Consider the following 21993-nt stretch of genomic DNA (forward strand, 5'->3'; position numbering starts at 1 on the left):
ACATTCCGAACCCGGAAGCTAAGCCTCACAGCGCCGATGGTACTGCAGGGGGGACCCTGTGGGAGAGTAGGACACCGCCGGACTTCCTTTAACAGAAAGGCCACCCAACGCAGGGTGGCCTTTCTGCGTTAACATGCTCGAACGGAAGGAGTCACGACATGGCCGATGACGGCAAGCCCTCGCGCGACCGCAAGGAAGGCGGTGCGGGGCGTCCCCGCCGCTATGTCGATGGCGACCGTTCCGAGCGTACGTTCCGTCCACGTCAGGATGGCGATCGCCGGTTCCGCAGTGATGACGATCGTCCGCGTCGTGACGGCGACCGGCCGTTCCGCGGCAATGACGATCGTCCTCGCCGTGACGGTGATCGTCCGTTCCGTGGCGCCGGCGAGCGTTCCGATCGTCCGCGTCGTGACGGTGATCGTCCGTTCCGCAGTAACGATGACCGTCCGCGCCGTGAGGGGGACCGCCCGTTCCGTGGTGCCGGCGAGCGTTCCGATCGTCCGCGTCGTGACGGCGACCGGCCGTTCCGCAGCAACGATGACCGTCCGCGCCGTGAGGGGGACCGCCCGTTCCGTGGTGCCGGCGAGCGTTCCGATCGTCCGCGTCGTGACGGCGACCGGCCGTTCCGCAGCAATGACGATCGTCCTCGCCGTGACGGTGATCGTCCGTTCCGTGGTGCCGGCGAGCAGTCCGACCGTCCCCGCCGCGACGGTGATCGTCCGTTCCGCGGCGCCGGCGAGCGTTCCGATCGTCCGCGTCGTGACGGCGACCGGCCGTTCCGCAGCAATGATGACCGTCCCCGCCGGGACGGGGATCGCCCGTTCCGTGGCAATGACGACCGTCCCCGCCGGGATGGAGACCGGCCGTTCCGCGGTGGCGAGCGGTCCGACCGTCCGCGTCGTGACGGGGACCGGCCGTTCCGCGGCAATGACGACCGTCCTCGCCGGGATGGAGACCGGCCGTTCCGCGGTGGCGAGCGTTCCGATCGTCCGCGTCGCGACACCTACGCGAGCGACCGTCCGCGTGACCCCGAACTTCCCGAGGAGATCACGGCACGTGATCTGCACCCGTCGGCCCGTAATGAGCTGAAGACTCTCAGCAAGGAGAACGCCGAGCAGGTGGCGCGTCATCTTGCGATGGCAGCACGGCTCATCGACGAGGACCCGGAGCGCGCGCATCAGCATGCGCTGGCGGCGTCGCGTCGTGCCGGTCGCGTCGCGGTGGTGCGTGAGTCCGTGGCGATCACCGCCTACGCGATGGGCGACTTCGCGCTCGCTCTGCGCGAGCTGCGCACCTACCGTCGCATCTCCGGGAACGACGACCAGATCGCCCTCATCGTCGACAGCGAGCGGGGCATGGGCCGCCCCGATCGCGCGCTCGAGGAGGCGCGTTCGGTCGATCGCTCTGCGCTTCCGACGCCGACGCGCGTCGCACTCGCGATCGCGATGTCGGGCGCGCGTCTCGATCGCGGTGAGCTCGAGCTGGCGCTGGGCGAGCTCGAGATCCCCGAGCTGAACCCTGACCTCGCCTTCGAGTGGAGTCCCGCGCTGTTCGACGCACGTGCGGCCGTCCTTGAGGATCTCGGCCGCACGGACGAGGCGGCGTTCTGGCGCGAGCGCGCCGAGGTCGCCTCCGCGGCGCTCGGCCACGGCGACGACGACGAGATGATCATCGAAGACGCCTACGAGGATCTTCCCGACGACCCGCAGACCGACGACGACGCGGAGACTGACGACGACGCGGCACCCGAGGATCCCACGGAGGACAGCGCGGTGGACGGCAGCGTGGCGGAGGAGCAGCGCGCCGAGGCCGATCCCGTCGACCCCGCGGCGCCGGCGTCCGATGACGCGGAGGACGCGGAGCGCGCCGAGTGAGTCTGTTCACCCGGTCGCGCCGCACGCCGCTCTCCGACGTCGACGTGGTCCTCGCGGACCTCGACGGCGTGGTCTACGCCGGAGCGGGTGCGATCCCGTACGCGATCGACAGCCTGAAGCAGGTCGAGGCCACGCGTCGTCTCGGCTACATCACCAACAACGCCTCGCGCACCGACGCCTCCGTCGCCGCGCACCTCAGCGAGCTCGGCCTCACGGTCGCTCCGGACGAGGTGGTCACCAGCCCGCAGGCGGCGATGCGACTCGTCAGCGGTCTCATCCCCGCGGGGTCCACGATCCTGGTCGTGGGCGGGGAGGGCCTCGTGCACGAGGTGCGCAAGGCGGGGTTCGAGGTGACCCGCAGCGCCGACGACGCGCCGGCGGCCGTCGTCCAGGGCTTCGCGCCGGAGGTGGGCTGGTCCGATCTCGCTGAGGCGGCGTTCGCGTTGAAGGTCCCGGAGAACGAGGGCGGCATCCCGTGGATCGCCACCAACACGGACTGGACGATCCCGCAGTCGCGCGGAGTGGCCCCGGGCAACGGGACGCTGGTGTCGGCCGTGCACACGGCCATCGGTCGCCTCGCGACGGTCGCAGGAAAGCCCGAGACGCCGATCTTCGAGGAGGCCGTCGCCCGGTTCGGCGCGAAGCATCCGCTGTTCATCGGCGACCGCCTCGACACCGACATCGCCGGGGCGTCCCGTGCGGGGATCGAGTCCGCGCTCGTGCTCACCGGCATCGACCGCCCCAAGCACGTGCTCGCCGCGGCCGAGGGACAGCGCCCGACCTACATCCTCGGCGACCTGCGCGAACTGCACGAGCCGTATCCCGAGGTGAAGGTCACGGGCGATACAGTCACCGTGCGCGACGCCGCGGTGCGCGTGGACGGCGTCGACGTCACGATCCTCCGGGAGGGGGACCGGCCCATCGATCTCGTCCGCGCCGGAGCGGAGGCGATCTGGCGCACAGGGCGGCAGATCTTCGGCTTCCGCGTGCCCGAGCGGCTGTACGCGGACCCGTTCCACCGCCCGTAATCCGCCGGAACCGAGCGGACCCCCGTAGGCTGGTCAGGTGAGCGAGAACACCGAACCGGACCCGGCGGACGGGCTCTGGAGCCGGCTGCGCCTCATCGAGGGCCAGCCGCTGGAGTCGCGCGCCGCCGCATATCAGGCGCTGCACGACGATCTCGCGCGGCGCCTGGAGAGCGCCCCGAAGACCGCTTCCGACCGCGGATGACGGCCCGCCTGGACGCCGCGCTCGCGGAACGCGGGCTCGCCCGGTCCCGCACCCACGCGGCGACCCTCATCGGCGACGGTCTGGTGACCGTCAACGGCGCACCGGTCGTGAAGGCCTCGATGAAGGTCGAGGACAGTGACGTCCTGGAGGTCGCAGGCGCCGATCACTACGTCAGCCGCGGCGCGCACAAGCTCATCGCCGCCCTGGACGGATTCAGCATCGCGGTCGACGGCGTCCTCGCCCTGGACATGGGGGCCTCGACCGGCGGCTTCACCCAGGTGCTGCGCGAACGCGGCGCTCGGCGGGTGCTCGCGGTCGATGTGGGACATGACCAGCTCGCCGCCGTGGTCCGCGCGGATCCGGGCGTCGTGGCCGTCGAGGGCTTCAACGTCCGGCACATGGACGCGCGTCTCCTGGCCGAGGCGACGGGGGAGCCGCAGCGGCCGACGCTGGTGGTCGGGGACCTCTCGTTCATCTCGCTCGACCTGGTGCTCCCGGCGGTCGCGGCGACCGCGGCCGAGGATGCCGACGTCGTGCTGCTCATCAAGCCGCAGTTCGAGGTCGGGCGCACCGCGGTGCGCGGCGGTCTCGTGACCAATCCGACCATCCGCGCCGATGCGGTCGCGCGCGTGCTGTGGACCGCGTGGGATCAGGGCTTCGGCGTGCTCGGTCTGCTGCCGTCGCCCATCCTCGGGACGCATGGCAACGCAGAGTACCTGGTGCATCTCGCCCGCGGGCAGGGGAGCAATCCGACAGAATGGTTGAGCACGATCGACCACATGGCAGGAGGCCGATGAACGAGCGCAGGATCCTCGTCGTCGCACACGCGCGCCGGGACGACACGGTGCAGGCGGCCCACCGGGTCGTCGCCGCTCTGCGCGCCGCGGGTGCGACGCCCGTGCTCTCCGCCGAGGACCGCGACGAACTCGCGGCCGCGGACCCGCTCTTCCGCGACGTCGAGCTGCTGGCGGACCGGACCGGCGAGGGCGGTGTGCCCGTCGAGGACATCGAGCTCGCCATCGTGCTCGGCGGCGACGGCACGATCCTGCGTGCCGCGGAGCTCGTCCGCGAGGGGACCGCGCCCATCCTCGGCATCAACATGGGCCACGTCGGCTTCCTCGCGGAGATCGAGCGAGACGACATGGACGCCGCCGTCGCCCGCGTCATCGATCGCGACTACTCCGTCGAGGAGCGCATGGCTCTCGCCGTGCGGGTGAAGGACGCCGAGGGCGCCGTCGTCTACAGCACCTGGGCGCTGAACGAGGCCACCGTCGAGAAGAGCAGCCGGGAGCGGATGATCGAGGTCGTCGTCGAGATCGACGGCCGCCCCCTGACGAGCTTCGGGTGCGACGGAATGGTGGTCTCCACGCCCACCGGCGCCACCGCCTACAACTTCTCCGCCGGGGGACCGGTGATCTGGCCCGGGGTCGAGGCCATCGCCGTCGTCCCGCTGTCGGCTCACGCCCTCTTCGCACGCCCTCTCGTCGTCGCGCCGGGAGCCCCGGTGGCGATCGAGCTCCTGGACCGCAACGACGGCAACGCGATCCTCTGGTGCGACGGCCGACGCTCGCACGATCTGCCCCGCGGCGCCAGGGTCATCGTGCGCCGGTCGTCGCGCCCGGTCCGCCTCGCGCGGCTGCACCCGAGCGTGTTCACCGACCGCCTGGTGCGCAAGTTCCAGCTGCCCGTCTCCGGCTGGCGAGGAGCCGACTCATGATCGAGGAGATGCGCCTGCGCGATCTGGGCGTGATCGCCGAGGCGGTGCTGCCGATCGGTCCGGGATTCACCGCGATCACGGGTGAGACCGGCGCGGGCAAGACGATGGTCGTGACCGGTCTGGGGCTGCTGCTGGGTGCCCGCGCCGATTCCGGCGCCGTCCGTGCCGGGGCCGCGCAGGCCTCGGTCGCCGGGGTGTGGATCGTGCCGAGCACCGGATCCGTGGCGGACACGGTCGCCGATGCCGGTGGCGAGCTCGAGCCCTACGACGACGATCGAGGCGAGCTGTACGTGTCCCGCACGCTCACCGCCGAGGGGCGCAGCCGTGCGAGCGTGGGCGGACGTGCCGCTCCGGCCGGCGTGCTGGCCGACCTGGCCGATGATCTCGTCGTCGTGCACGGGCAGTCCGAGCAGCTGCGTCTGCGGTCCGCGGCGGCGCAGCGCGACGCGCTCGACCGCTTCGGGGGGTCAGCGATCGCCGTCGTCCGCGCCGAGTACGAGGAGACGTGGGAGCGCTGGCGCTCGCTCTCCGCGCAGCTCGACGAGATCGCGGGCAATCGTGAGCGCCGCCAGGCCGAGGCCGAGGAGCTGCGCCAGGCCCTCGCGCTCATCGAGGCGACGGATCCGCAGCCGGGGGAGGACGACGCGCTCGCCGAACGCGCCGAGCGTCTCGCCAATGCGGAGGAGCTGCGTCAGGCCGCGGCCGTCGCGCGGTCCGCGCTCTCGGACGAGGACGGCGAGAACGACGTGTCCACGCTCGCGGCGGAGGCTCGCCGTGCACTCGAGCGTGCCAGCGACCCGGCTCTCGCCGAGATCGCCGAGAGCATCGCCGAGATCGGCTATCGCGCGACGGACATCGCCGCGCAGCTGAGCGGATACCTCGCCGACCTGGACGAGTCGGGGCCGCACGAGCTGGCTGCCGTCGAGGAGCGCCGCTCGGCGCTCGCGGCGCTCGTCCGCGCACACGGCACTCTCGATGCCGCCCTCGACCTCTGGAACACCGGTTCGGCGCGTCTCGCCGAGCTCGACGACGATTCCGACCACATCGAGCGGCTCACGGCCGAACGAGACGCCGCCCGCGCGGCCCTCGACGAGGCGGCGGCCGCGCTGACGGCCACGCGGACAGAGGCGGCCGGGCGACTGGGAGCGGCGGTGACGGAGGAGCTGCACGCCCTCGCGATGCCGGACGCTCGCCTCGTGGTCGCCGTCACCGAGGGCGCCGAGAGCGCGCACGGCCGCGACGACGTCGCGATCCTGCTTGCACCGCACCCCGGCGCCGAGCCGCGCTCGGTGGCCAAGGGCGCGTCGGGCGGCGAGCTCTCTCGTGTCATGCTCGCGATCGAGGTCGTCATCGCCGGAACGGATCCGGTGCCGACCTTCGTCTTCGACGAGGTGGATGCCGGCATCGGCGGCGCCGCCGCGATCGAGGTGGGCCGGCGGCTCGCCCGCCTCGCACGCAGCTCGCAGGTCATCGCCGTCACGCACTTGGCGCAGGTGGCGGCGTTCGCCAACAACCACCTGAGCGTGGTGAAGGCGAACGACGGGCAGGTCACCGCGTCGAGCGTGCGCCGGCTGGACGGGGAGGACCGCGAAGCCGAGATGGCGCGCCTGCTCTCCGGGCTCACCGACTCGGATGCCGCTCTCGAGCACGCCCGCGAGCTGCTCGCCCTGCGCGAGGACTGAGCTCCACCCGCGATCGGATCCCGGCGCGTCAGCGCAGGTCGCGCACCGATTCCCGCATGATCAGGGGCATCGGGAGGAGCTCATGAGCCAGGTCGCGCTCGCCGAGCAGCATCTCCACGCCGACACGCGCCATCTGCTCGTAAGGCAGTCGAGCGGTGGTGAGCCCTGGACGGACCAGGGAGGCGAGATCCTCGTCGTCGAACGACACGACCGAGATGTCGTGCGGGATGCGCAGGCCGCGCTCGTTCAGCGCCTGGTAGATCCCGAACGCCACCCCGTCGGTCGCGGCGATGATCGCCGTCAGGTCCGGATGCGCGTCCAGCATCTGCGGCGCGTGCGCGAAGCCGATCGCCGTCGTCCAGTTCTCGACGACGACCTCGGCCGGACCGGCGACGCCGCGCTCGGCGAACGCGTCGCGGATGCCCTGGAGGCGTCGTGCGATCGTGACGGACCGGCGCGGGTCCCCGGCGACATGCGGGATGTCGCCGATGAAGCCGACGCGCACGTGACCGGCGTCGAGCAGCACGGAGGCCATCGCGTGGCCCGCCGCGTATTCGTCCGGCAGCACGCTGGGCAGGTCGTCGGGGGTGCGGCCGTTGACGATCACGACGGGGATGCCTCGGGGAGCGGCGGGCACGTCGACCATGCGGGCGGCCATCAGGCCGACGATCACGCCGTCGACCCGCCGGTCGATGAGCTCGTCGAACGCTGCGGCCAGCTGGCTGGGGTCGTCGCCGGTCTCCGTGATGAGCACGGTGTGATCCAGCTCCCGGGCGGCGCGAAGCGTGCCGCGCACCATCGCGGAGGCGAAGCGGGTGATGGTGACCTGGTCGGAGATGAACCCGATCGAGCGGGTCTTGCCCGAGCGCAGGCTCTGCGCGGCCGGATTCGGCTTGTAGCCCAGCTGTGCCGCAGCGGTGCGGACGCGCTCCACCGCGTCGTCGGAGAGCCGGGACGGGCGATCGTTGAGGATGAGGCTGACCGCCGTCTTCGACAGGCCGGAGAGCCGGGCGACATCGGCGAGCGTCGGTCTCGGTGCCGTGGACATCGGCAGCCCTCCTCTCCCGTGCGTCCTCCCAATCTAGCGGATCCATGCGATTTGGTGAATTAATTTAGCAACACTGCTTGCGCGGCTTCTCGGGGGAGTGTTACCGTCGGATAAATCGGTTCACCACCCATTGATCTGCGCATGAGGCGCAAGCCGATTCACTCTCAGAGAGGAGAAGTTGATGGCACGAGAGTTCGGGCCTGTGATGGGCCGCCGTGATCTTCTGCGGCTCGGAGGCTACGGCCTCGCGAGCGCCGCACTGCTGGGGATGGGTGCGGGTCTGACGGGCTGCGCCCCCTCCGGCGGCGGGTCTCAGAGCGGCACCCTGACGATGCTGTACTTCGGCGATCAGAAGTCGGCCACCACCCTGCAGAACGCCCTCCAGCCCAAGGTCAAGAAGATCGACAAGGATCTCTCGCTGAAGGTCAGCGCGATCAACGGCAAGGACTGGAACGACTTCCTCGCCAAGGTCCTCACCCTCATCGCGTCGGGTCAGGCGCCCGACATCGTGAGCGTCGCCACCGAGGGCCTGCAGCTGATGGTCGGCAAGAAGCTGATCACCCCGCTGGACAGCTACGTCACCAAGGACATGTCGACGCTGAAGTCGAGCTACTTCAACGACATCCATCCGGCGCTCATCGAGGCCATGATGGTCGACGGGCATCTCTACAACATGCCGGACAGCTTCAACGCGGGGAGCATGTTCTACAACTCCGACGTGCTGCAGAAGGCGGGCGCCGCGGCCCCCGCCGCGGGCTGGACGATCGACGATTTCCACTCCACGGCGGAGAAGATCTCGAAGCTGGGCGGCGACATCCTGCCGTTCGACTGGGTGGTGCGCCTCTGGGGCAGTTGGACCTCGTTCCTCTACGCCAACGACGGCAACCTCATCGAAGAGGGCAAGTACGGCGGCGGCGACTGGCTGTGGAGCAAGGCGTACGAAGCCGGCGACAAGAGCATCGAGGGCCGCAAGGGCGGATGGAAGTGGGGGGCGCCGACGGCGAACTCCGACGCCGCGATCGAGGCCCTCCAGTACGTCATCGATCTGCAGAAGGCCGGCTACTCGCCCTCGCCCGACGTGGGCGGCGGCGGCACCCTGCAGGGGCTGTTCTCGTCCGGCCGCATCGGCATGACGATCGGCGGCGGGTTCTGGGCCGGGGGTCTGCACAACGCAGGCATGAAGGACGGCAGCTTCGAGGTGCAGGCCTTCCCGACGTGGAAGAGCAACAAGTCGCTCTTCGGCACGGGCGGGTACTCGATCTTCGAGTCGTCGAAGAAGAAGGACGCCGCGTGGGAGGTCATCAAGATGATGATCGAGGCCGAGACCTTCGACATCATGTTCCCGGGCAACATCACCACCACGGGACGCAAGTCGCTGATGACCGCCGAACGCTACGCGAGCACCGGTCCGAAGAACTGGCAGGTGTTCTACGACCAGCTCGACGGCTCCGTCCCGATCTCGGCGCCCTCGTACTACAACGCCCTCGCGACCTCGCTCAACCAGCGCACGACCGAGGCGATCTCCTCCGGGAACGCGAAGGCCGCGCTCGACGCGATGCAGTCGGACCTGGAGAAGGTGGCGAAGGGCAGCTGATGTCCGCCCCCGTCTCCGCCCCGCACGCGGTCCTGCGTGTCTCGTCGCGCGAGGTGAAGCCTCCTCGGCCCGTCCGCCGCCCCGGTGCGCGGCGGGCGGCCCGGAGGGAGGGGATGTTCGGCTACGCGATGATCGCGCTGTCGATGCTGTTCGTGACGGTGTTCACGTTCATCCCGATCCTCGCTTCGCTCGGCCTGTCGTTCTTCCACTGGGACGTCATCTCCCCGCCCACCTGGGCGGGGCTGGAGAACTACCGGAGGTTCTTCACGGACGCTCCCGTGCTGCAGTCCTTCGGTGTCACGATCGTCATGGCGATCGCGATCGTCGCCCTGCAGCTCACGATCGGACTCTTCCTGGCGGTCCTCGTGAACCAGCGGACATCCACCTTCGGCAGGACGTTCTTCCGCACGGCGTTCTACCTGCCGCTGCTCGCCTCGACGGCGGCTGTCGCGATCTTCATGGGCTACCTGTTCGACGCGAAGTTCGGCGCGATCAACTACTACCTCGGCCTCCTCGGGATGTCGGGCGTGCCGTGGCTGACCAGCCCCTTCGGTGCGCAGGTGACGATCGTGCTGATCGTGGTCTGGCAGCAGGTCGGCTTCACCTTCGTGCTGTTCGTCTCGGCCCTCATGGCGGTGCCGACGGACGTGCTCGAGGCGTCGTCGATCGACGGCGCAGGCCCGCTGCGCACGCTGTTCCGGATCAAGATCCCGTTGATCAGCCCCACGATCCTCTTCGCCGCGGTGATCGCGTTCATCAACGCGATGCAGCTGTTCGACCAGCCCTTCATCATGACCAAGGGCGGGCCGGGCACGGCCACCACGACCGCGACCATCTCGATGTACCAGACCGGGTTCCAGAATCTGCAGTTCGGCTACTCCTCGGCGATCGCGATCATCCTCCTCCTGCTGATCCTCGCGATCACCGGGATCCAGTTCCTCGCCTCCCGGAAGCTGGTGTTCTACCAATGAGCGCGACATCCCTGATCGTGACGGGCCGCCGCCGGCGGCCCCGGAGCGGCGGCCCCGGAGCCCGCTTCTGGAGTCTCGGCAAGATCGCCGGCCTGATCGCCCTGATCGTCGCCGCCGTGTTCGCCCTCGGTCCTCTGCTGTGGACGGTGACGACATCGTTGCGCTCGCCGTCGCAGGCGTTCGACAATCCGCCGCAGTGGATCCCGTTCGACGCCGACTTCAGCAACTACGCGGCGGTGTTCGACCAGATCCCGATCGGGCAGTTCTTCCTGAACAGCACGATCGTGACGCTGCTGATCGTTGTCGGTCAGACGATCACCTGCACGCTGAGCGGGTACGCGTTCGCGATGATCTCGTTCCCCGGCAAGAACGTGATCTTCGGGGCGTTCCTGGCGACCATGATGGTGCCGCTGCAGACGATCATCATCCCGGTGTTCCTCATCGTGAAGTCGCTGGGCCTCCAGGACGGTCTCGGTTCCCTGATCGTCCCGGCGCTGGGCAGCGCCTTCGGCACGTTCCTGATGCGGCAGTACTTCATGCAGATGCCCAGGGAGCTCGGCGAGGCCGCGCGGATCGACGGTGCGACGCAGTTCGGCGTGTTCTTCCACGTGTACGCGCGGATGGCGGCGCCGGCGATCTCGACGCTCGCGATCCTGAACTTCTCGGGGTTCTGGGCCGAGTTCTACCGGCCCCTGATCTTCCTGCAGGATCAGAGCACCTTCACCCTGCCGCTCGGCCTGGTCGGCCTGCAGGGGAACCTGGGCACCGGATCGATCTCGGTCGTCCTCGCCGGCGTGGTGCTCTCGATGATCCCGAGCGTGCTGCTGTTCATCGTCGCCCAGCGCTACTTCATCGCGGGCGTGACCGCGGGCTCGTCCCGCTAGCACCCCCGCTCTCGTCCCCGACACGATCGAGGCGCCCCGCCCGGGGCGCGCTCGTCCCTTCCCGACCACCCGAAACGGAGCAGTCCCGATGACCGACACCGTCTTCTTCCGTCCCGACGGAGGCTGGGTCGGAGATGTCATCCCGTTCCAGCGTGATGGCGTCTTCCACCTCTGGTACCTCTTCGACGACAGAGAAGTGCCGAAGACCGGCATGCCGTGGCATCTCGTCACGACGACCGACTTCGTGCACTTCGAGGATCGCGGTCTCGCGGTGCCCAGCGGCGGCCCGGACGCCGAGGACTTCAACGTCTACACCGGATCCGTGGTGATCGACGACGACGGGGTCGCGCACCTGTTCTCCACCGCCCAGAACCCGACGCGGCGGGGCGCCGACGGGCGCCCGCTGCAGCTGGTCGCGCATGCCGTCAGCACCACCGGACTGGAGGGATGGATCAAGCATCCGGAGCTCACGGTGGGCGCCCCCGAGGGGTACGAGACGGGGGACTGGCGCGATCCGTTCGTGTTCCGCGACGGCGACCGCTGGCGGATGCTGGTCGCCGCCCGGCACTCCGACGGGCCGGAGCGCCGGCGCGGCACGATCGCGCAGCTCACCTCGACGGATCTCGATTCGTGGCTCCCCATCGAGCCCCTCTGGGACCCGCGTCGATACATCGCCCACGAGTGCCCGGACGTGTTCCGGTGGGGCGAGTGGTGGTACCTGGTGTACTCGGAGTTCTCCGACGCGTTCTGCACGCGCTACCGGATCGCGCGCTCCCTGGACGGGCCGTGGCTCGCGCCGGACGACGACACGGTCGACGCCCGCTCGTTCTACGCGGCCAAGACGGTCGAGCGCGACGGACGCCGCTTCTTCGTCGGCTGGATCGCCACCCGGGAGGGCCACGCCGACGGCGGAGCATGGCAGTGGGCCGGGACGATGTCGACCCTCGAGGCGACGCAGCGTGCGGACGGCAGCCTGGCGTTCCACCTGCCGGACGAGTTCCTCGGATCCTTCACCGTGCCCGTGGCCTCCGGCGTGCCGGTGCCCGCGCGTCTGGACGGCACGGACCGCTTCGTGCAGAGCATCGGCGACCTCGACCTCCCCGACACCTGCCTGCTGACCGCCGAGTTCGACATCGCCGACGGAACAGAGGAGGTCGGGATCCTGCTCCGCGCCACGGCCGACGGCGAGGAGGCGGGAGCGATCCGGCTCGAGCCGCGTCGCCACCGGGTGGTGTTCGATCGCTGGCCCCGCACCCGCACCGGCGACGAGCAGTGGCAGATCTCCGGCGACGTGCCGTTCGTGCTCGAGCGTCCCTGCCCGCTGCCGGCGGGCCGGCATCGGGTCGAGGTCGTCGTTTCCGGCGACATCCTCGTCGCGGTCGTCGACCGCCGCGTGGCGCTGAGCACCCGCCTGTATCGGCGGGCCGGGGAGCGCGTCGGGGTGTTCGTCAACGGAGGGGCCGCCGACCTGGTGTCCCTCGAGATCCGCACGCGCCCATGACGACATCCGCGCTGGAGGCCTCGCCCGTGACACGTCCGCTCATCCACTTCTCCTCGGCCCGCAACTGGCTGAACGATCCCAACGGCCTGATCTTCCACGACGGTCGCTACCACCTGTACTTCCAGTACAACCCGAACGGCGCCGAGCACGGATACATGAGCTGGGGTCACGCCTCGAGCCGGGATCTCGTGCGGTGGGAGGAGCACCCCGTCGCGCTGCGGTACACCTCGGAGCACGAGATCTTCTCGGGTTCCGCGGTGTTCGACGCGCGCGACACCAGCGGCCTCGGCGTCGACGGCCAACCGCCCCTGATCGCCGTGTTCACGCTCGCTGATCAGACGGGCGGACATCAGTCGCAGGGGATCGCCTCGAGCGCGGACGGCGGAGAGACCTGGGCGATGCACGCCGGCAATCCTGTCCTGGACCGCGGTTCGGCCGACTTCCGCGACCCCAAGGTGTTCCGCTACACGGGCGCCGCGGGCGAGTACTGGGTGATGGTGGCCGTCGAAGCGGTCGAGCGCAAGGTCGTGCTCTACCGCTCGGCGGATCTGCGGCACTGGGAGTTCCTGTCCGACTACGGGCCGCGCGGCACGGCTCTCGGGGTGTGGGAGTGCCCAGACCTGTTCCCGCTGGCGGTGGACGGCGATCCGGACGACGTGCGCTGGGTGCTGATCATCAGCATGAACCCCGGCGGCCTGGCCGGCGGGTCGGGGACGATGTACGTCATCGGCTCCTTCGACGGCGTGCGCTTCGTCCCCGACGCCCCGGTCCCGGACGTCGCTCCGGGAGACGAGACGGGCGCCGCCGAGCTGGCGGCCCTGGACTGGATCGACTACGGCCGGGACTGCTACGCGGGAGTCACGTTCTCGGGACTCCCGGACGACGAGCGGACGCTCATCGCCTGGATGAGCAACTGGGAGTACGCCGGGGCGATGCCGCCCGCAGGGCCCGAGCCGCAGCGCGGAGCGATGACGCTGGCGCGACGGCTGTCGCTCGTGACCGCGGGCGGGCGGATCCGGCTGCGTCAGGACCCGGTCGGCCCCGCGGTGGTGCCGATCGTGGCGATCACGGGTGCCGAGGTGCGGCCGGGTGCGCCGCGGATCCTCGATGCGCCTCCGGTGGCGCGGATCCGGCTGCGGCTCCGGCTGGACGACGGCGCCTCCGCCGAGCTGCGCCTCGGCGACGGCGCCGCACCGATCGCGATCCTGCGCGTGCGCGACGGGGAGCTCTCCCTGGATCGCCGGGTCGGCGCCGCGGGGCTCCCGGAAGCGTTCGGCAGCGTAGAGCACCTGCCCCTGCAGCCGGGCGGACTCGACGCCATGCTCTGGCTGGACCACGGGTCGATCGAGGTCTTCGCCGATGACGGGACCGCCGTGCTCACGGACAGACTCGCCGACCGGACGTGCTCGCGCTTCGAGGTGCGCGCGGTGAGCGGTAGTGTGCGGATCGACGAACTCGTCGTCGAGGCGGGAGAGGGGCTCCAGGCATGAACCAGGCGCGGATCGCGGTGATCGGGGAGGCGCTCGTCGACATCGTCGTCGGTGGTGGGGCCCATGCGGGCGGGTCGCCGATGAACGTGGCCGTCGGCCTCGCACGGCTCGGCCGGCCGCCGGTGCTGCACGCCAGGATCGGCGACGACGCGTACGGGGATCTGATCCGTGCGCACCTCGCGGAGGACCGCGTCGGCGTCGGGGCGCACACGCTCGTCGACGGTCCGTCGTGGACGGCGACCGCGACGATCGCCGAGGACGGCAGTGCCGAGTACGACTTCGCGCTGGCCGGCGAGATCGCGGTGCCGGAACTGGACGAGCTCGCCCTCGTGCACACCGGATCGATCGGCGCGCTGCGCGAGCCGGGTTCGAGCGCTCTGCTCGCGGCCTACCGCGACGCGCCCGCGGGCACGCTGAGATCGTTCGACCCGAACATCCGCGCCGACGTCATCGGCCCGGCGGACGCCGCACGCCGGCGGGTCTTCGAGCTCGCCGCGGCCTCGCAGGTCGTCAAGCTCAGCGACGAGGACGCCGCGTGGCTGCGGCCCGGCGCGAGCCTCGAGGACGTCCTGGACGCGCTCGCCGAAGGCGGCACGCGCTTCGTCGTGATCACGCGCGGCGCGCAGGGAGCCGTGGCGCTCGTCGACGGCGTGCGGTACGAGCGTCCCGCCGTGAGAGTGGACGTCGTCGACACGATCGGCGCCGGCGACGCGTTCATGTCCGGGTTGCTGTTCGGCCTGCTGCGCGACGGCACGGACCGCCTGCTCGTGGACGGCGCGCCGATCCCGGCGGAGGACGTCGTCGCGGCGCTGGACACGGCGCTCGTGTCCGGCGCGATCACGGTGTCGCGCGCCGGTGCCAACCCGCCGCGCCCGGCCGAGCTCGAGGAACGTCTCGACGCGACGCGCGCCGTGTCCGACGGTGACGGCCGCTGATCCGGCTGATAGGATAAAAGCCCGTGATGCAGAACTCAGCCGCGCGGACAGACAACGACACCACCAAGCACATCTTCGTGACGGGCGGTGTCGTTTCCTCGTTGGGCAAGGGGCTGACGGCGGCCAGCCTCGGCAACCTGCTCACCGCCCGCGGACTGCGCGTCGTGATGCAGAAGCTGGATCCCTATCTGAACGTGGATCCGGGCACGATGAACCCGTTCCAGCACGGCGAGGTCTTCGTCACGGACGACGGCGCGGAGACCGACCTCGACATCGGCCACTACGAGCGCTTCCTCGACATCGAGCTCAGCCAGGCCGCCAACGTCACCACCGGCCAGATCTACTCGCAGGTCATCGCCAAGGAGCGCCGCGGCGAGTACCTCGGCGACACCGTGCAGGTGATCCCGCACATCACCGACGAGATCAAGCGCCGCATGCGCCTGCAGGCCGACGAGACGCCGAAGCCGGACGTCATCATCACCGAGATCGGCGGCACCGTCGGCGACATCGAGTCGCAGCCGTTCATCGAGTCGGCCCGCCAGATCCGTCACGAGCTCGGCCGCAAGAACGTGTTCTTCGTGCACGTCTCGCTCGTGCCCTTCATGGGCGCGTCCGGCGAGCAGAAGACCAAGCCGACCCAGCACTCCGTCGCAGCCCTCCGATCGATCGGGATCCAGCCCGACGCGCTCGTGCTGCGCAGCGACCGCCCCGTCACCGAGTCGAACAAGCGCAAGATCGCCCTCATGTGCGACGTCGACGAGGACGCCGTCGTGAACGCGGTCGACGTGCCGAGCATCTACGACATCCCGACGATGCTGCACGACCAGGGGCTCGACGACTACATCGTGGACGCCCTCGGCCTCACCAAGGCCGACGACGTGGACTGGTCGCGCTGGCAGAAGGTGCTCCAGGCGGTGCACAACCCGAAGCACGAGGTCACGATCGGTCTCGTCGGCAAGTACATCGATCTGCCCGACGCGTACCTCTCGGTCACCGAGGCGCTCAAGGCCGGCGGCTTCGCCCATGAGGTCGCGGTGAAGATCCGCTGGATCCCGTCCGACTCCTGCGAGACGCCTGAGGGCGCCGCGAAGGCGCTCGCCGACGTGGACGGCATCTGCGTGCCCGGCGGCTTCGGCATCCGCGGCATCGAGGGCAAGCTCGGCGCGCTGCGCTTCGCCCGCGAGCAGGGCATCCCCGCCCTCGGCCTGTGCCTGGGACTGCAGTGCATGGTCATCGAGTACGCGCGAAACGTCGCCGGCATCGAGGGCGCGTCCTCCAGCGAGTTCGACCCGGACACCGCCGAGCCGGTCATCGCGACGATGGCCGAGCAGGTCGAGATCCTCGACGGGGGCGACCTCGGCGGCACCATGCGCCTGGGCCTGTACAGGGCGGCGCTCGGCGAGGGCTCGCTCGCGGCCGAGCTCTACGGCGCGTCCGAGGCGTCCGAGCGTCACCGTCACCGCTACGAGGTGAACAACGCCTACCGCGGCCGTCTCTCCGACGCCGGACTCTCGTTCTCGGGCCTCAACCCTGAGCTCGACCTGGTCGAGTACGTGGAGCTGCCGCGCGACGTGCACCCGTTCTACATCGCCACCCAGGCGCATCCGGAGCTGCGCTCGCGGCCGACCGAGCCGCACCCGCTGTTCCGGGGCCTCGTGGGCGCCGCGATCGAGCGGCACCGTTCCAGCGAGCTGTTCGACGACGAGAGCTGACGTGAGCGACTCCGGCACCGCGCCGCAGGACGAGACGTTCGAGCCCGAGGTGCTCGAGAGCCGCGAGGTCTACCGCGGCGCGGTGTGGAGCGTGCGTGAGGACCGAGTCCGGTACGGTGACGGCGAGATCGTGCGGCAGTACATCGATCACAGCGGAGCCGTCGCGGTCGTCGCGATGGACGAGGAAGGGCGGGTGCTGCTGATCCAGCAGTACCGGCATCCGATCCGCGAGCGCGACTGGGAGCTGCCGGCAGGACTGCTCGATGTCGTCGGCGAGGATCCCATGGCCGCCGCGCGCCGGGAGCTCGCCGAGGAGGCCGACCTGACGGCGTCGGGCTGGGAGCCGCTCGTGTCGACGTACACGACGCCCGGCAGCAACTCGGAGATCATCCACATCTACCTGGCGACGGGGCTGGCCGCGGCCGACGAGGCGTTCGCGCGCACCGACGAGGAGGCGGACATCCGCCTCGCCTGGGTGCCGCTCGCCGAGGCCGCGGATGCGGTCGTGGCGGGGCGCCTGCACAACGGGATCCTCGCGGTCGGTGTGCTGGCCGCGGAACGGCGCCTGTCGTCGGGACGGGCCCGCCGCGAGGCCTGACGTGCGGGAGGCCTGAGGTGCAGCTCGACCGCGCGCTCGACGCGTACCTGCGGCATGTGACGATCGAGCGCGGCCTTGCCGAGCACACCCTCGCCGCCTATCGTCGAGACCTCGGCGGCTACCTGGCGTGGCTCGGCGAGCAGGGCATCGACGACACCGAGGCGATCACCCCGGAGGTCGTCGCCGCCTTCGCCGCGGAGCGCGCGAGCGCCGAGCCGCCGCCGGCGGCGTCGAGCCTCGCGCGCCTGCAGTCCTCGGTGCGGGGCTGGCACCGCTTCCTCGCGCGGGAGGGCGTCGCCGTGGCGGACCCCAGTGCGCGGCTGCGCCCGCCCAAGCAGCCCCGCCGTCTGCCCAAGGCCCTCACGATCGACCAGGTCGAGCGTCTGCTCGCCGCGCCCTCGGCGGACGAGCCGATCGGGATCCGCGATCGGGCGCTGCTCGAGCTGCTCTACGCGACCGGCGCCCGCGTCTCCGAAGCGATCTCGCTGGACGTCGACGACCTGGCGCACGGCGATGTGCTGCGCCTGCGCGGCAAGGGATCCAAGGAGCGCATCGTTCCCGTGGGATCGTTCGCGCGGGCGGCGGTGGACGCCTACCTCACCCGGGTGCGTCCTGCTCTGGCGAGCTCGGGGCGCGCCTCGGCGAAGCTGTTCCTCGGCGCCAGGGGGGCGCCGCTCAGCCGACAGAGCGCATGGCTGATCATCCGCGCCGCGGCCGAGCGGGCGCAGATCACGACGGAGATCTCGCCGCATACACTGCGGCACTCGTTCGCCACGCACCTGCTCCAGGGCGGCGCCGACGTGCGCGTCGTGCAGGAGCTGCTCGGGCACGCCTCGGTCGCGACGACGCAGATCTACACCCACGTGTCTGTGGACACGCTCCGTGACGTGTACGTGACCGCGCATCCCCGGGCGCGCTGACGTGTCGGGGGAGGTCCCGCGTGTTTCCGGCGTGTGACATCTCAAAAGGTTTGAAGTCAGACCATTGACAGTGAAGGAGTCGAGTCGCCAGAATCGCTGCACACGCTCCCTCCACTGAAAGCAGGCAGCACTCCATGAGCGAATCGACAAAGGCGCCCGACTCACACCCGATCGACGACGACGCCGCAGCCCTGGCCGCCCTGGGCTACAAGCAGGAACTGCATCGGGGGATGTCGGGGTTCAGCAACTTCGCCGTCTCCTTCTCGATCATCTCGATCCTCGCGGGATGCATCACCTCGTACGCGATCGCCCTGAAGTCCGGCGGCCCGTCCGCCATCAACATCGGCTGGCCGCTCGTCGGCGTCTTCGTGCTCATGGTCGCGCTCGCGATGGCCGAGGTGTGCTCGAAGTACCCGACGGCCGGCGGTCTCTACTTCTGGGCCGGACGGCTCGCGAAGCGGAACAAGCGCCAGTGGGCCTGGACGGTCGGCTGGTTCAACTTCCTCGGCGAGGTCGCGGTCACCGCCGCGATCGACTTCGGCGCGGCGACCACGATGATGGCGTTCGCGAACCTGGTCTGGGGAGTCGAGGTCAACCCGTTCAACACCTTCGGGCTCTTCGTCGTGCTGATCGTGATCCATGGTCTGCTCAACACCTTCGGCGTCAACCTCGTGAGCCTCCTCTCGAACGTCTCCGCCTGGTGGCACATCGTCGGCGTGCTCATCATCGTCGCGGCGCTGTGGATCATGCCCACGCAGCACCAGTCGGTCGGCTGGACCTTCACCGGCTTCTACAACGGGACGGGCTGGTCGTTCGCGCCGTACGTGTTCCTGATGGGTCTGCTGATGGCGCAGTACACGTACACCGGGTACGACGCCTCGGCGCACGTCGCGGAGGAGACGAAGAACGCCTCGATCGCGGCGCCCAAGGGCATCGTGATGAGCGTCGTGATCTCGATCGTCGGCGGCTGGATCCTGCTCTACTCGATCACCGCGGCCATCCAGGACTCGTCGGACAAGGGCATCGACAAGCTGCTCGGCAGCGCGACCGGCCTTCCTCCCGCCCAGATCTTCCTCGACGCGCTGAACAATCCGACGATGGCGAAGTTCCTGCTGTTCATCGTGTGCGGCGCCCAGTTCTTCTGCGGCATGGCCTCGGTCACCGCGAACTCTCGGATGAGCTACGCGTTCTCCCGCGACAACGCGATCCCCGGCTCGCGTCTGTGGGCCAAGGTGAACCCGCGCACCGGGACGCCGACGAACTCGATCTGGCTCTGCGTCGCGCTCTCGATCATCCTGACCGTTCCCGCGATGTGGAATCTGACGGCCTACCTCGCCGTGACGTCGATCGCGGTCATCGGGCTCTACATCGCGTACGTCACCCCGGTCTTCCTGCGCCGCCTCGACAAGAGCTTCGTGCCCGGGCCGTGGAACCTCGGACGCTGGAGCGGGATCGTCGGCTGGATCGCCGTGGTCTGGGTCGTGATCATCATCATCCTGTTCGTGCTCCCGCCGGTGAACCCGATCACCATCGACACGTTCAACTACGCGCCCATCGCGGTCGTCGTGGTGGCGCTGCTCGCGGCGGTCCTGTGGTTCGCTTACGGAAAGCGCGACTTCATGGCTTCGAGCGTCGAGGCCGAGCACCTCACGGTGGCGCCCGAGCAGCTGCTGGAGGAATGATCCCCGAATGACCGACACGATGGACTCTCCTCTGGTGGATGCCGCGCTGCACCCGGTCCGGGGCCACATGGCCTTCGAGAGCTGCGTGGAGCAGCTGGGATCGGCGATCCGGCTCGGGATCTTCCGGGTGGGGACGAAGCTTCCGGGCGAGCGCGAGCTCGCCGAGAAGCTCAACGTCTCCCGAGCCACCCTGAGAGAGGCCATCAGCGCCCTCCGCGCCGCCGGGCTCGTCGCCACGACCCGGGGGCGCGGAGGGGGCACGGTCGTCCAGCCGGCCACGGAGCAGTGGCCGACGGACCAGACTCCGCCCCGCCGGGCCGAGATCGACGACGTGATCGTGTTCCGCTCCGTCATCGAACCCGGTGCCGCGTACCGGGCGGCGCTGACGCCGCTGGACGAGGCGCAGCGTGCTCTGCTCGACGACAGCCTCGCCGACCTCGCGGCCGCGCAGACCCCGTCCGACTACCGGCAGGCCGATGCCCGGCTGCACCTGGCGATCGCCACCGTGTGCGGATCCGACGAGCTCTCCCGCAGCTGCAGCGAGGTGCAGGTGCGGATCCATCAGCTGCTCGCCGAGATCCCCTTCCTCAAGACGAACATCGACCACTCCGAGACCGAGCATCGCGCGATCGTCGCCGCGATCCTGGACGGCGACGCCGACCGCGCGCGCGACATCATGACCGCGCACTGCGATGCCACCGCTGCACTCCTCAAGGGCCTTCTGAAGTAAAGGACACCGCCGCAATGACCACCTCCGATCTGAGCACCCCTGCCCGCAACGACCGCATGCTCACCGTCGAGCAGCTGCGCGGGAGCATCCGGGACGGATCCGTCGACACCGTGATCCTCGCGTTCACCGACATGCAGGGGCGCCTGCAGGGCAAGCTCCTGCACGCCCGCTTCTTCCTCGACTCGGTGCTCGGACACGGCACCGAGGGCTGCAACTACCTGCTCGCCGTCGACGTCGACATGAACACGGTCGACGGCTATGCGCACGCCTCGTGGGCGGACGGCTACGGCGACATGGAGTTCGAGCTCGACCTCGCGACCATCCGGCCGATGCCCCACCGCCCCGGCACCGTGATGATCCAGTGCGACCTCGCGGGCACCGGCGGAGACCCTGTGCGGGTGTCGCCGCGCGAGATCCTGCGCGCGCAGACCCAGCGGGCCGCCGCGCACGGCTGGAAGGCCCTCGCCGGCACGGAGCTCGAGTTCGTGATCTTCAACACCCCCTACGACCGCGCCTGGGACAGCGGCTACCGCGACCTGGAGCCGGCCAACCGCTACAACGTCGACTACTCGATCCTCGGCTCCACGCTCGTCGAGCCGCTGCTGCGGGAGATCCGCAACACCATGTATGCCTCCGGCCTGAACGTGGAGTCGGCCAAGGGGGAGTGCAACTTCGGTCAGCACGAGATCGCGTTCCTCTACGACGAGGTCATCACCACGGCGGACAACCACGCCTACTACAAGACCGCGTCGAAGGACATCGCACGCCAGCACGGGCAGTCGATCACCTTCATGGCCAAGCCGAACCAGCGCGAGGGCAACTCCTGCCACGTGCACATGTCGCTGCGCGGCAAGGACGACGACGCGCTCGTGTTCTGGGATGCGGAGCGCGGAACCCGCTCCGCCCTCTACGACCACTTCATCGCCGGGGTCCTGGCGACGATGCGGGACTTCACGCTCTTCTACGCGCCCAACATCAACTCCTACAAGCGCTTCGTGAAGGGGTCGTTCGCCCCGACCGCGATCGCCTGGGGCATCGACAACCGCACGAGCTCGGTGCGCCTGGTCGGGAAGGGGGCGGGCGCCCGCATGGAGAACCGCCTCCCGGGCGGCGACATGAACCCGTACCTGGGCCTCGCGGCGATGCTCGCCGGCGGCCTCTACGGCATCGAGCACGAGCTCGCGCTCGAGCCGGAGACCCGGGGCAACGCCTACGAGTCCGGGGCGCCGACGGTGCCGTCGACGATGCACGAGGCGCGTGAGGCCCTCGCCCAGTCCGCGATCGCGAACGAGGTGTTCGGCGAGGACGTCGTGCAGCACTACGTGAACTATGCCGACGTGGAGATCGCCGCCTTCGACGCGGCCGTCACCGACTGGGAGCTGCGCCGCGGCTTCGAGCGGCTGTGAACGCGTTCATCGGAGACTT

20 protein-coding genes and 1 rRNA gene are annotated in these 21993 nt (G+C 69.9%); 19 read left to right on the forward strand and 2 right to left on the reverse strand.

The genetic code is table 11. The features are described from left to right. Window positions 1-83 (forward strand): 5S ribosomal RNA (rrf, locus tag RL72_RS19080); the annotation flags it as partial. Window positions 84-128: 45 nt separating this feature from the next. Here the strand turns inward: rrf and RL72_RS19725 are convergent. Next, a complete protein-coding gene (locus RL72_RS19725; RefSeq protein WP_156156706.1) occupies window positions 129-1130 on the reverse strand; it encodes a hypothetical protein in 1002 nt (333 codons plus the stop codon). Here RL72_RS19725 and RL72_RS19730 point away from each other — a divergent pair. From RL72_RS19730 to recN, 6 genes are read left to right on the forward strand one after another with little or no spacing between them, the layout of a single operon-like run. Continuing rightward, on the forward strand, window positions 1119-1874 hold the full coding sequence (locus RL72_RS19730; RefSeq protein WP_248700381.1) for a hypothetical protein: 756 nt from the start codon (window positions 1119-1121) through the stop codon (window positions 1872-1874). The two genes, RL72_RS19725 and RL72_RS19730, sit on opposite strands and share 12 nt — an antisense overlap. Then, complete coding sequence (locus RL72_RS04945; protein WP_045249711.1) at window positions 1871-2902, forward strand: HAD-IIA family hydrolase; 1032 nt, start codon at window positions 1871-1873, stop codon at window positions 2900-2902. The genes RL72_RS19730 and RL72_RS04945 overlap by 4 nt, the downstream gene beginning before the upstream one ends. Window positions 2903-2939: 37 nt before the next feature. Further along, window positions 2940-3104 carry a hypothetical protein gene (locus RL72_RS20035; RefSeq protein ID WP_169748211.1) on the forward strand — a complete coding sequence of 55 codons (165 nt, stop codon included), beginning with the start codon at window positions 2940-2942 and terminating at the stop codon, window positions 3102-3104. Continuing rightward, window positions 3101-3901: a TlyA family RNA methyltransferase gene (locus tag RL72_RS04950; protein ID WP_045249712.1), complete on the forward strand. Its 801-nt coding sequence runs from the start codon at window positions 3101-3103 to the stop codon at window positions 3899-3901. The genes RL72_RS20035 and RL72_RS04950 overlap by 4 nt, the downstream gene beginning before the upstream one ends. Then, on the forward strand, window positions 3898-4821 hold the full coding sequence (locus RL72_RS04955) for an NAD kinase (protein ID WP_045249713.1): 924 nt from the start codon (window positions 3898-3900) through the stop codon (window positions 4819-4821). The genes RL72_RS04950 and RL72_RS04955 overlap by 4 nt, the downstream gene beginning before the upstream one ends. Continuing rightward, complete coding sequence (gene recN / locus RL72_RS04960; protein ID WP_045249714.1) at window positions 4818-6503, forward strand: DNA repair protein RecN; 1686 nt, start codon at window positions 4818-4820, stop codon at window positions 6501-6503. Before RL72_RS04955 ends, recN begins: the two co-directional genes overlap by 4 nt. A 28-nt stretch (window positions 6504-6531) precedes the next feature. On the opposite strand, the gene RL72_RS04965 is transcribed toward recN, so the two are convergent. Next, on the reverse strand, window positions 6532-7551 hold the full coding sequence (locus tag RL72_RS04965; RefSeq protein ID WP_045249715.1) for a LacI family DNA-binding transcriptional regulator: 1020 nt from the start codon (window positions 7549-7551) through the stop codon (window positions 6532-6534). A gap of 181 nt (window positions 7552-7732) precedes the next feature. Here RL72_RS04965 and RL72_RS04970 point away from each other — a divergent pair, with 181 nt between their 5' ends. From RL72_RS04970 to RL72_RS05025, 12 genes are all read left to right on the forward strand, one after another. After that, entirely contained in the window at window positions 7733-9145 is a 1413-nt protein-coding gene (locus RL72_RS04970) for an ABC transporter substrate-binding protein (protein ID WP_052674196.1), read from the forward strand. 113 nt (window positions 9146-9258) lie between these two features. Beyond that, complete coding sequence (locus RL72_RS04975) at window positions 9259-10116, forward strand: carbohydrate ABC transporter permease (RefSeq protein WP_045249717.1); 858 nt, start codon at window positions 9259-9261, stop codon at window positions 10114-10116. Further along, window positions 10113-11000, forward strand: coding sequence for a carbohydrate ABC transporter permease (locus RL72_RS04980; protein WP_045249718.1), 888 nt, complete (start codon window positions 10113-10115; stop codon window positions 10998-11000). Before RL72_RS04975 ends, RL72_RS04980 begins: the two co-directional genes overlap by 4 nt. A gap of 88 nt (window positions 11001-11088) precedes the next feature. Then, on the forward strand, window positions 11089-12501 hold the full coding sequence (locus RL72_RS04985; protein ID WP_045249719.1) for a glycoside hydrolase family 32 protein: 1413 nt from the start codon (window positions 11089-11091) through the stop codon (window positions 12499-12501). Between the two features lie 26 nt (window positions 12502-12527). Further along, window positions 12528-13991, forward strand: a complete 1464-nt coding sequence (locus RL72_RS04990) for a glycoside hydrolase family 32 protein (RefSeq protein WP_248700382.1) — start codon at window positions 12528-12530, stop codon at window positions 13989-13991. Continuing rightward, window positions 13988-14926: a carbohydrate kinase family protein gene (locus tag RL72_RS04995; protein WP_045249721.1), complete on the forward strand. Its 939-nt coding sequence runs from the start codon at window positions 13988-13990 to the stop codon at window positions 14924-14926. Before RL72_RS04990 ends, RL72_RS04995 begins: the two co-directional genes overlap by 4 nt. A 26-nt stretch (window positions 14927-14952) precedes the next feature. Beyond that, a complete protein-coding gene (gene pyrG / locus RL72_RS05000; protein ID WP_045249722.1) occupies window positions 14953-16638 on the forward strand; it encodes a CTP synthase in 1686 nt (561 codons plus the stop codon). Window position 16639: 1 nt separating this feature from the next. Further along, the gene (locus RL72_RS05005; RefSeq protein WP_045249723.1) at window positions 16640-17236 is read left to right on the forward strand and encodes an NUDIX domain-containing protein; all 597 of its coding nucleotides are present in this window, start codon (window positions 16640-16642) and stop codon (window positions 17234-17236) included. 17 nt (window positions 17237-17253) lie between these two features. Continuing rightward, on the forward strand, window positions 17254-18156 hold the full coding sequence (gene xerD, locus RL72_RS05010) for a site-specific tyrosine recombinase XerD (RefSeq protein ID WP_045249724.1): 903 nt from the start codon (window positions 17254-17256) through the stop codon (window positions 18154-18156). 134 nt (window positions 18157-18290) lie between these two features. Continuing rightward, window positions 18291-19838, forward strand: a complete 1548-nt coding sequence (locus RL72_RS05015) for an amino acid permease (protein WP_045249725.1) — start codon at window positions 18291-18293, stop codon at window positions 19836-19838. 7 nt (window positions 19839-19845) lie between these two features. Continuing rightward, window positions 19846-20568: a FadR/GntR family transcriptional regulator gene (locus RL72_RS05020; RefSeq protein ID WP_052674197.1), complete on the forward strand. Its 723-nt coding sequence runs from the start codon at window positions 19846-19848 to the stop codon at window positions 20566-20568. Window positions 20569-20582: 14 nt separating this feature from the next. After that, window positions 20583-21974: a glutamine synthetase family protein gene (locus tag RL72_RS05025; RefSeq protein ID WP_248700383.1), complete on the forward strand. Its 1392-nt coding sequence runs from the start codon at window positions 20583-20585 to the stop codon at window positions 21972-21974. Window positions 21975-21993: the final 19 nt, after the last annotated feature.

Origin of the sequence: Microbacterium azadirachtae (assembly GCF_000956545.1) — a bacterium.
GTDB classification, from domain to species: domain Bacteria; phylum Actinomycetota; class Actinomycetes; order Actinomycetales; family Microbacteriaceae; genus Microbacterium; species Microbacterium azadirachtae.